The following is an 11,363-nucleotide window of genomic DNA, read 5'->3' on the forward strand; positions in this document are numbered from 1 at the left end:
AAAACTGCATAAAATCTAATAATCGAAACTTAATTACTTATTTTAAAATTTACACATGAGATCAAGGAAATTGGTTAAACTTTCCATGCTCTTTTTGTTTTTGATGTTCTCAATCGGAGCTGTATTTGCTCAAAAATTGACTATTAAAGGAGACATTAAAACTAAAGAGGGAAAATCTATTGAAGCGGCAACTATTAGAGTTGAAGGCGTTAATGGTTCTGTTACTTACACTGATAGTACTGGAGAGTTTTCCATACTAGCAAGTAAAGGTAACCATTTGATAGTCGAAAGAGTAGGCTATAAACCAGAAACTATTGTAGTTAATCCAGACAATACCTTTTATAACGTTGTTTTGGAAGAGTCTTCCCAATCATTAGATGAAGTAGTAATTACAGCTAGTGGTGAAATGGTTAAAAGACGAACTCAAGGTTACACCTCGACCACATTAAATTCAAAAGATCTTACTATGTCCAAACCACAAAGTGTTGCAAGTGCATTAGCTGGAAGGGTTCCTGGCTTGGATGTTTCCGCTGTAGGTGGAGGAGTAAATCCTAACTATAGATTAGTAATGAGAGGACAAAGATCTATTACTGGAAATAATAATGCTCTGATTGTATTGGATAATGTTATAGTTCCAAGCGATGTTTTAAATAACATTAATCCTGAAGATATTGAGACAATGACTATATTGAATGGTGCACAAGGGGTTGCACTTTATGGATCTCAAGCTTCAAATGGCGCATTATTGGTTACAACAAAGAAAGGTAAACAAGGTGCTCCTCGTGTAAATATATCACAAACAGTAACTGGGACTAAGGTTGCTTTTGGTCCAAAATATCAAAAAGAATTTGGTTCAGGAGGAGAAGGGTATGGTTATGATAGCAATGGAGACCCTCTATTTGAATCGGTAGAAAACCAATCTTATGGTCCAAGATATGATGGATCTACAAGAGATCTTGGTTACGCATTAGAAGATGGATCTCAATTGACAGCAAAATATTCGTATTTTAAGGACAGGATGAAATTCTGGCAAACTGGAATATCTAATCAATCAGACTTTTCTATTTCTGGAGCTGATGATAAAAGTAATACTATGTTTAGTGCACAGTATTTAAATTCTGATGGTGTCACTTGGTTGGATAATTATAAAAGGGTTTCTGTAAGATTGAATGGAGGTCGTAAGTTTTTGGATAACTTAGAATTGAATTATGCGGTTAATTATGTACAAAATAGATATAATACTACATCAGCATTATCTACGGTTTATGATCAATTTAATAATATGCCCGGTTGGATACCTATTACTAGCTTTAAGGATTGGAAAAATAACAAATTTGCTAACCCAAATGGATACTACAATCCATGGTACCCTAATCCATATTTTACCATAGAAAATAACAGAAGCTATACCGCAAATGACTATTTAATTGGAAATATTTCATTGAAATATGCTCCTACAAAATGGTTAACAATTACCACTCAAACTGGTTTCAATCAAAGAACAATTACCACGCAACAAACAACAGGTAAATTTAATTATACCGAGTTTGCGAAAACATCAAGTGGAGGTTCTAAAACAGATATAGTAGGTTCTGACTATGAGTGGGCAAGTACGAACAGACAATTGTTCTCGAATTTGTATTTCGATTTTCACAAAAGAGTAAATGATTTTAATTTTAATTTATTACTAAAAGCAGATTTACAGAATCAATACTATAAATATGTAACGGCAAATGTAAATGGTCTTTCAGATAGTAGCATTTTTAATCTCAGCAATACCTTAAATTATCCAAGTGCATCCTCTAACTATTATCAAGCTCGTCAGTATGGTCAAGCATATGAATTTAAGGTGGGATATAAAAATTATTTATTCTTACATACTACAGGTAGAAGAGATGTTGTATCCATTTTAGATCCTAGTAATAGATCTTTCTTCTATCCAGAAGTCGATATATCATTCGTAGCATCTGATGCGATACCTGTTTTGAAAAGAGCGGAATGGTTAGATGTATTAAAATTCCGTGGTGGATGGTCTAAAGTAGGGCAGGTTAACTTAAGTGGTTATCAATTTGGAGCATACGCATTGGAGCCAACTTTTGGTCAAGCGAATGGATATCCTTATAGTGGAGTTGCGGGGCAAACCGTAAGTGGTACAATTGTTCAGACAGGATTAAAGCCAGAAATTACAAAAGGAGTAGAGTTTGGTACAGATTTTACATTGTTTAATAATAAGGTGGATGGTTCCTTTACTTATTATAGAACGATCACAAATAATCAAACAATTACAACTGGAGTTTCTAATGCTACAGGATACCAAAGCTATTTGAATAATGCTGGAGCTACTTTAAATAGAGGTATAGAAACTAGATTGACTGTCAATATAATTGATAATGCAAATTATACTTTATCGATGACAGGAACCTATGCACATCAATATAGTGAAGTTACAGAGTTGACCTCTTCTTTACCTAGAATGTCAATTGCATCCTATACATATGCAGGATCTTATGCTATTGCGGGTATGCAATTTCCCCAAATCTATGGAACGGATTACAATAGAGATGACAAAGGAAGAGTTATTGTAGATAAGACAACAGGTTTGCCTTCTGTTTCTACAACTTGGGTAAATTTGGGTAATGCAAATCCTAGACATATATTAGGTTTAACACCAAGTTTTAGATTCAAAAATTTCAATATCAGTGCAGTTTTTGAATATAGAGGAGGTATGAAACGTTACAATTCAATCGGTTCAAGTTTAGCGTGGTCAGGAATGGGTATCAATACTGTTAAGTATGATAGAAAGCCATTTGTATTTCCTAATTCAGTGTATTTAGGAGATGATGGTACTTATGTAGAAAATAAAAGCATCGTTACTGCTTATGGGGGAGATAATTTTTGGGCACAAAATGTCTATACGAGCGCTGCTAGTAATTTCGTAACTAATGGAGCTTACTGGAAATTGCGTCAGTTGAGTATTTCTTATGCATTACCAGCATCCATATTGGGTAAACAACATGTTTTGAAATCTGCAACTATAAGTGTACAAGGAAGAAATTTATTTTTATGGATGCCTAAAGATAATGTCTATACTGATCCTGAATATAGTGCAGCAGGAAGTGACAGTAATGGTATAGGGCTGACTGGATATGATGCTCCTCCTCAACGTTACTATGGTGCTACAATTTCACTAACATTTTAATTCTAATTCAAAATGAATATACATAAATCATTATTATTATTTTCTACGGTAATAGGTTTACTATTCACATCTTGTAATAAATACCTTGATGTAAATAAGAATCCTAATACATCGACAAGTTCTACTCCTCAATTAGTATTACCTCAAGCTATTGTTTATTCTGGCGCAGTATTAAACACACTAAATACTTATGGTCTCCAAATAGGTGGTTATGCAGCTAATGCTGGTGGATATGGTGGATTTGGTGTAAACTGGACTTATGACTTTGGACAAATTAATTATACAGGTATTTGGTCAAGTTCTTATGATGTTTTAGAGGATATACAATATGTAATAAATGTTGCAGCAACTAGACCAGAAATATATCCTTATTATAGTGCTGCTGCTAAAATATTAAAAGTATACAATTATGAACATTTAGTGGATCAGTATAATAACATTCCCTATACAGAGGCTCTTACGTCAGCTAATTTAACTCCTAAATATGACAATGCAACGGATATTTATCCTAAACTGGCTAACATTCTAGATAGTGCAATATTAGATATCAATAGTGCAACATCTTCTGCTATAACTCTTACTTCTGGCACAGACCCATTGTTTGGAGGTGATATGACTTCTTGGATAAAATTTGCTAATACTTTGAAATTAAAGTTGATAGTTAAAGGGTCAGCAACTGTAAGTTTTGCTAATACAACATTTACAAGTGAAGGTTTTCTTACGGATGATGCGATTGAAAATCCTGGATATGCACAAGCAAATGGGCAAACTAATCCTTTTTGGTCTACTTGGGTAGTAAGTTATACAGGAGTAGCTGCAACTAGATCATGGATTCCTTCTAGATATACTTATTCTTTCTATAATGGCAATAAGATTAGTGATACAGGAAGAGGAAAAAAAATATATTATAATTTCCCTAGTACTCCTATAAATCAATTGGGATTGTCTCAGGATAATTCTTATGCTGCTCCTGCTACTGCTGGGGCTTGGTATTCAGGAACAGGAAGTGGAACCTCTTTAGGAGGTGCTGCTGGTGTTATGAAAGGATACAATATGGGCGTTGCTTTGTTTACTGCAGCTGAAAGCTATTTTTTACAAGCGGAGGCACAGTTAAGAGGAATTATTTCAGGAACCCCACAGACTTCCTTTGAAGCAGGCATTACAGCTTCATTTAAGTATATTTATATGCTTCCTAATGAAAGCCAACAATCGGGCACGGATTATAGTGGAGATGCTACGAAATATATTACGACTAATACTAGCAATTATTTGGTAAATTTTGCACTAGCTACTTCTGATGCCCAAAAGCTAGAAGCAATTATTACACAGAAATACATTGCACTTAATATGGTTAGTAGTGATGAAGGTTGGAATGAATATAGAAGGACTGGATATCCTTTTAGTTCTACTACAGTAGTGAATAATGCAAATAATTCATTTGCTTCTACTCAATCCGTATCTACAAGACCAGATCATCTGCCAACACGATTGCAATATCCTGCGAGTGAATATTCTGCAAATGATGCAAATGTCCCAAAAGATATAAGTTCATTTACTTCTCTTATTTTCTGGGCCAAATAATGGGTTTTGATATGTTGTTATTTAAAAACAAAATTTAATAAAATTATATGAACAAATTTGAAGGCTTAATATTAAAAAAATGGATCATACCTATGATTTGTCTGGTATTGATTTCATTAGTTGGGGTGTCTTGTCTTAAGAGTGGAGAAGGTTTTCCAAGTAGCAAAGATGATGTTATTGATGTGGTACTTTTGGGAGATGGTCAAATTCCTGATTCTTACACTACTAGTTCTCAAGCCTTTACTTTGTCTGGGGCTTTTGAAAATGATACATCTGGATTTGACGTAATACTTCAGTATAGTGGAGCTAGTGATTTCGCTCCACAGGATATTACGTTGACTTTAGGTGTGGATACTGCAGCATTAAATACTTACAATACACAAAATAGTACTGATTATGTTGCATTTGACTCAAGTATGCTATCTTACTCCAAAACAGTCACAATTAAAAAAGGGACAGATAGGACTATTTTGAGAATAGTTATATCAGATGCAAAGTTTGATTTCGCAACTACTTATGCGTTACCTTTAAAAATCATTTCAACAACATATGGAACTGTTGCAGCTAATGGGGGAACTAAGATCTATGCATTTACAGCAAAAAATGATTATGATGGGGAGTATACAGTTACAGGAACATTCAGTGATTTAAATTTTCCTGCTTATAAAGGGATTTATCCGAAAACAGTAGATTTAGTTTCTACAGGTATAAATACCAATTCTTATCTTGATGTAAGTACCTATAGTTCTGCCTATATTTATTACTTCTTTAATACTGGTACATCTGTATCTTATTATGGAAATTTTTCTCCAATATTTACATTTACTGGTAATAAAGTTACAGCAGTTACAAATGCATATGGGCAGGGTACAAATACTAGTTTGCGCTATGCAGAACTAAATCCATCGGGTATTAATACAGTAGAATTTGATGATAACGGAACTCCAAAGACTATTAGTGTAAGTTATTACATGAAGGTTGGTGCTGTAGGATCTGGAGCAATTCGTGTAGCTATTACAGAGGTCTATACATATGCTGGAGTAAGATAAAGCAATTATTTACAATTTTGGTTTTAGAATATTTCAAAAATGAGCCTACTTATAAACTTGTAGGCTCATTTTTTTAAATATACACATTTATTACTGTAAAAGTTATCTAATAATGACAATTATGCACTGATAAGAATAATTTCATGTAATATTTGTTTAAAGAGAACTATTTAGATTAATAATTTAAATCTAGTCAAAAGAGAAAATAACCTAACTACCAATCATATTTGCAACTAGTAAATTGGATTGATACAAGAATTTTGTTTCATCACTATCTAAACTCGCAATTAGTTTTGTTTTATCTTTCATAACAATAATAATTTTTTCTATTTTATTATCAAAATTACCATGAAGATATAGTGTATTTGAATATCTGGTGACACTCATTTGAGTTGTCATATTTAGTTTCCTTCCTAGAATAGAAAAGTTTGCTATTGTTAGATTTTCAATATCACTATTTTTGTTTACTGAATAGACTGAATCTACATCATTGGTAACAAGATAGCTATTATTAATCCAATTGACTTTAAGGAATTTGGTACTGTTCACTGCAAAGAGACTTGCTATAATAGAATTCACGTCTTTTAAAGAACCTTCATTAGGTAATAATTTAATATTACTGATTTTTTCTTCAGAAGTTTCAATAGTTCTTATTTTTGTTTTTTTATCGATTTTATCCGATTTAATATTTTGACTCCAGACAGAAGCTAGAGGGAACAAAGATATTCCTAGAAAAATAGTGCTAATTTTTGGCATTTTTTTAGAATTGGTTAATTAATAGAATAAATGTTGCTTAAAATTAACGATTATTAATGCAAATAACAATAACTTGAAATATTTAAAAAGTATTTCTATAATTATTCATTCCTGATATATTCGTTTTTATTGAATTACTAAGTAATTTTACAATTTAAATTTAGAAAATATTAAAAAAATGGTTCATTTTATAAAAATTTTCTAAATTTAAATTGTAAATATTTTTGTTAAGATAATTTAACGTTAACTTTGTATTCACAAGATGTTAAGAATTTAATAATCTTAATTTTTGTAATTAACTATACATTGTTTTGAGAATTATCGCAATCCGCGGTAGCTTAAAATAATGTATAGTTTTTTTTGCACATGAAATTTGAGAAACAAAATTTCAAAATTAGAATTTGAATTTCTGTTTTGATATTTAAGAATTAACACTAATTACATTTAATGAAAAAGAAAATTTTTAAAGCATCTTCTTTTTTGAGCTTGGTATTAGCAATGTCTACAATGACTACACAAGCACAGCAAGTAGATTCTACTGCTACAAATGCAAAAGATTCTACAAAAAAAGTGGATAAGGTAATGGATGAAGTAGTAGTGGTCGCCTATGGATCCCAAAGAGTTAAAAATTTGACTGGTTCAATGGCTACTGTTGGAGGTGCCAAATTGGCTGATAAGCCTTTTTCTTCTGTAGATAAAGCGCTTCAAGGACAAGTAGCTGGTTTACAAGTTACTTCCGGGTCAGGTGCAGCAGGATCTTCTACAGATATCAGATTAAGAGGTATTGGATCTATTTCTGCAAGTTCTAGTCCTCTATGGGTAATTGACGGTGTAATTGCATCTAGTGGAGATTGGTCTTCTAACACAACTTCTCAAAACGTTTTAAGCAGTTTAAATCCAGATGATATAGCTAGTATCACTGTATTGAAAGATGCTGCTGCAACTGCAATCTATGGATCTAGAGCTGCTAATGGAGTCATCATTGTTACTACTAAAAAAGGACAAGCAGGAACAACAAAAGTTGATTTTGTAGGTCAATGGGGTGGTAATTCAAGAGCGTTTTATAATCAAAATAATAGGCCAATGACAACACCTGAATATATGAAGGCGTTTGACATGGCTTTACAAAATGCTGGTTATTCTAATAGTTATGCATCTTCTGCAGATATCATGGTCAATGATTTTGACATGGATACTACCGTAAATACAAATTGGTATAATCTTGTGAACAGAACTGGAAATCAAGCACAATATAATTTGAGCCTTTCTGGAGGTAATGAGAAAACTCAATTTTATGCATCCAGTGGTTATTTTACACAAGACGCATCAACCATAAATTCAAATTTCAAAAGATATAATGGATCTATAAATGTACACCACAAAGCTTCAGATCGTTTAACTTTGGATATAGGTTTGAATGGTGCGTATTCCAAACAACAAACGCCACTAAACGGTGGAGCATTTGGAAATCCAAATCTAGCGTCTTATTTCGTTCCATCTTGGTATTCCCCATATAAAAGTGATGGAAGCTTAAACTATGGTACGGATGAATTTCCAACTGGAGGAGGAGTATTTAATCCATTAGTGATCGCAGCATATGATAAATACACAAGTTCTCAATTTACAATGAGAGGTTTTGTATCTGGTAAATATCAGATTTTAAATAATTTAAGCTTTACTTCAAAATTCAGTTCTGAATATTTTGATTTGAATGAATATCAATATAACAACCCACTTTATGGTGATGGTTATAGTTTTGGAGGCGATGCTTATGCATATGACACAAAAGTTTTCAATTATACTTGGACAAATTTATTCAATTATAAATTAAACTTAAATAGCGCTAAAGATATCAATTTAGATATCACAGCTGGACAGGAAGCTTACAAACATAATTATAATATTATGACTGCTTCTGGTAAAGTAATGCCACAGAATTTAGAAAAGCAAGATTTGACGGTTGCTGGTGTACCTACTGCAGCAACTACTGGAAAATCATATAATGCTATGAATTCTTATTTGGCAAATGCGGTCTTCAATATTAAAGACAGATATGTAATTTCGGGATCTTTCCGTAGAGATGGATCTTCTGTTTTTGGTGCTAATCATAGATGGGGTAATTTCTTTTCCGTAGGAGGTTCTTGGAATATTAATAATGAAGACTTCATGAAAAATATTTCTTGGTTGAATGTTTTAAAATTAAGAGGTTCTTATGGTGAGAATGGTAATGCAATCGGATTTGGTGATTATTCTTCAGTTAAGTATTATACTTATGGAAGTAATTATAACAACCAAGCAGGTATGGTAATATCTAATGTTGGTAATCCAGATTTAACTTGGGAAAAAAATAAGATTTTTGATATAGGCCTTGATTGGGCATTTTTTGAAAATCGTTTATCTGGTAGTATTGATTATTACAACAGAGCAACAAGTAATTTGTTAATTAGTGTGCCATTATCTTATACAACAGGTTATACAAGTGGAGAATTGATGAATGTTGGATCTATGAGAAATAGAGGATTAGAATTTACAATCAATGGTACTCCTATTAAAACAAAAGATTTTAGCTGGGATGTAAGTTTCAATATTTCACACAATAATAATAAGGTTACTAAACTTTACAACGGAAATCCTATATCAAATGGCCAATTTAGAATTACCGAAGGGCATAATATACAAGAGTATTATCTAAGAGAATGGGCTGGTGTTGATAAAACAAATGGTAATGCTTTATGGTATACTAATGGCGCAGATACAGCTACGACAAGTAATATTAGCAACGCAGGATACAGCTTGACTGGTAAAACTGCTATGCCAAAGTATTTCGGAGGTTTTACGAATACATTTACTTATAAGAATTTTAGTTTGACTGCTGTGTTTAACTATAATTTTGGAAATTACGTAGAAGATTCTTGGGCTAGTTATTATAATAGTGATGGTACTTATTACGGATCTTTCCAACAGTCTAATTTGCAATTGCAAGCTTGGACACCTGAAAATACTAACACAAATGTTCCTAAATTAGTTTACGGTAATTCATCTAGTTCAAGAAGTATGTCTACAAGATTTTTATATAAGGGGAACTATATAAGATTAAGAACTTTACAATTTGATTATAGACTACCAAAATCTGTTTTAGATAAATTTAAATTAACCAATGTAGACTTCTTTTTCTCAGCTACCAATTGGTGGACATTTGCAACGGATAAAAATATTCCGTTTGACCCAGAGTCTGGTGTAAATGCAACGACTAATTTAAATGTGCCTATAAACAAGACTATCACAGGTGGGATAAAAATTGGTTTATAACTAGAATAGTTGAATATTCTTAAAATTATTAAAATGAGTTTTAGAAAAATTAATATATTATTGAGCTCGTCTTTTGCAGCTCTTATTGGACTAACATCTTGTTCCAAGAGTTTTATTGAACGAAATCCAGTAGATCCAGTTACTGAACCAGAAGCTATTACAAATGCTTCTGGTATGCAAGACGCTCTTGTTGGGGTATATGCGTCTTACCGAGCTACATCTTTCTATGGAGAAGATTTGCCTATTATTGGAGATGTAAGTGCGGATAATTCATTTATTGCGGCAAGCAATTCTGGCTATTATTTAACACCTTATCAGTATACATTCGTTAATAACGATGCTAATTATACTGAAATGTGGAAGCAGGGTTACAATATTATTTTAAATGCAAATAAAATAATTAATTCCTCTCCAACAGGTGATGCAGAAACTATTGGTGAAATTAGATCTCAAGCTTATGCGCTAAGAGCTTTAGCCTATTTTAAATTAATCAATATTTATGCACGTCCTTATACTGACAATCCGAGTGACTCTGGTATTTCTATAACTTTGACTGATAGTTCTGCGGCCAAGCCATCTAGAAATACAATTAAGCAAGTATATACTCAAATAATTAGTGATTATAAAGCGGCTTTAGATTCTGCACCAGCATACGACAATTCTGTAACTCTAAGCCAATATGCAATTGAAGGATTATTATCAAAAGCATATTTATATATGGGAGATTATACAAATGCCTTAACTCAAGCAGAAGATGTCATAAATAATAGTGGATTTTCTTTAGTTCCAAGTAGTTCTTATGCTAGTTTTTGGAGTAATGCTGCGGTTCAACAAAATCAACAAGAGGTGATGTTTGAAATTGATGCAAATTCCATCAATAATAATGGATATGATGATTTTGCTGGTCAGTATGCCAATGGTTACTCCCAAATTTTCTGTGATTCAGCATTATATGCTTCTTACTCATCTACAGATGTAAGAAGATCTGTATTAGAATCTGATACAACCTTGGTTGCTGGAAAACCTAGAATAGTAGTACATGTCAATAAATTTCCAAATGCAGCAAATGCGGATAGAGATAATATAAAAGTGATAAGATTAGCCGAAGTTTATCTCATTGCAGCAGAGGCCGCTTATAGAACAGGCGATCAAGCAACAGCTTTGCAATATTTAAATGCATTAGCACAAACTAGAGATCCTCAGTTAACTGCTTATGCCTCATCAGGTACTCAGTTATTGACAGACATTATCAATGAAAGAAGGAAAGAACTTGCATTTGAGGGAGATAGGTTGTATGATCTAAATAGATTACAACAGACCTTGTATAGAAATGGAACTCCATATAAAGGTTTACCATTAACCTCTCAATACATTACAATTGCGTACGATTTTTATAAGAGAATTGCTCCGATTCCTTTAGATGAATTAAATGCAAATTCAAATATGACACAGAATCCAGGATATTAATT

6 protein-coding genes are annotated in these 11,363 nt (G+C 32.5%); 5 read left to right on the forward strand and 1 reads right to left on the reverse strand.

The window, feature by feature from the left end; translation table 11 throughout:
* The first annotated feature begins 55 nt into the window (after positions 1–55).
* From E0W69_RS17555 to E0W69_RS17565, 3 genes are read left to right on the forward strand one after another with little or no spacing between them, the layout of a single operon-like run.
* Positions 56–3,199 (forward strand): SusC/RagA family TonB-linked outer membrane protein, encoded by a 3,144-nt coding sequence (locus E0W69_RS17555; RefSeq protein WP_131331363.1) that lies wholly within the window; start codon positions 56–58, stop codon positions 3,197–3,199.
* Positions 3,200–3,211: 12 nt separating this feature from the next.
* Positions 3,212–4,780: a SusD/RagB family nutrient-binding outer membrane lipoprotein gene (locus E0W69_RS17560; RefSeq protein ID WP_131331364.1), complete on the forward strand. Its 1,569-nt coding sequence runs from the start codon at positions 3,212–3,214 to the stop codon at positions 4,778–4,780.
* A 47-nt stretch (positions 4,781–4,827) separates the two neighbouring features.
* The gene (locus tag E0W69_RS17565) at positions 4,828–5,829 is read left to right on the forward strand and encodes a DUF1735 domain-containing protein (RefSeq protein WP_131331365.1); all 1,002 of its coding nucleotides are present in this window, start codon (positions 4,828–4,830) and stop codon (positions 5,827–5,829) included.
* A gap of 210 nt (positions 5,830–6,039) precedes the next feature.
* On the opposite strand, the gene E0W69_RS17570 is transcribed toward E0W69_RS17565, so the two are convergent.
* Complete coding sequence (locus E0W69_RS17570) at positions 6,040–6,585, reverse strand: hypothetical protein (RefSeq protein WP_131331366.1); 546 nt, start codon at positions 6,583–6,585, stop codon at positions 6,040–6,042.
* 447 nt (positions 6,586–7,032) lie between these two features.
* Between E0W69_RS17570 and E0W69_RS17575 the strand changes: the two genes are divergently transcribed.
* Complete coding sequence (locus E0W69_RS17575) at positions 7,033–9,894, forward strand: SusC/RagA family TonB-linked outer membrane protein (protein ID WP_131331367.1); 2,862 nt, start codon at positions 7,033–7,035, stop codon at positions 9,892–9,894.
* A gap of 33 nt (positions 9,895–9,927) precedes the next feature.
* Positions 9,928–11,361, forward strand: coding sequence for a RagB/SusD family nutrient uptake outer membrane protein (locus tag E0W69_RS17580; protein ID WP_131331368.1), 1,434 nt, complete (start codon positions 9,928–9,930; stop codon positions 11,359–11,361).
* The last annotated feature ends 2 nt before the right edge of the window (positions 11,362–11,363 follow it).

The sequence above is a fragment of the Rhizosphaericola mali genome, from assembly GCF_004337365.2.
Taxonomy (GTDB): Bacteria; Bacteroidota; Bacteroidia; order Chitinophagales; family Chitinophagaceae; genus Rhizosphaericola; species Rhizosphaericola mali.

Bases quoted from the DNA above. Each gene is read 5' to 3' on its own strand.
- E0W69_RS17555 (WP_131331363.1), top strand. From the start codon at position 56: ATGAGATCAAGGAAATTGGTTAAACTTTCCATGCTCTTTTTGTTTTTG.
- E0W69_RS17560 (WP_131331364.1), top strand. From the start codon at position 3,212: ATGAATATACATAAATCATTATTATTATTTTCTACGGTAATAGGTTTA.
- E0W69_RS17565 (WP_131331365.1), top strand. From the start codon at position 4,828: ATGAACAAATTTGAAGGCTTAATATTAAAAAAATGGATCATACCTATG.
- E0W69_RS17570 (WP_131331366.1), bottom strand. From the start codon at position 6,585: ATGCCAAAAATTAGCACTATTTTTCTAGGAATATCTTTGTTCCCTCTA.
- E0W69_RS17575 (WP_131331367.1), top strand. From the start codon at position 7,033: ATGAAAAAGAAAATTTTTAAAGCATCTTCTTTTTTGAGCTTGGTATTA.
- E0W69_RS17580 (WP_131331368.1), top strand. From the start codon at position 9,928: ATGAGTTTTAGAAAAATTAATATATTATTGAGCTCGTCTTTTGCAGCT.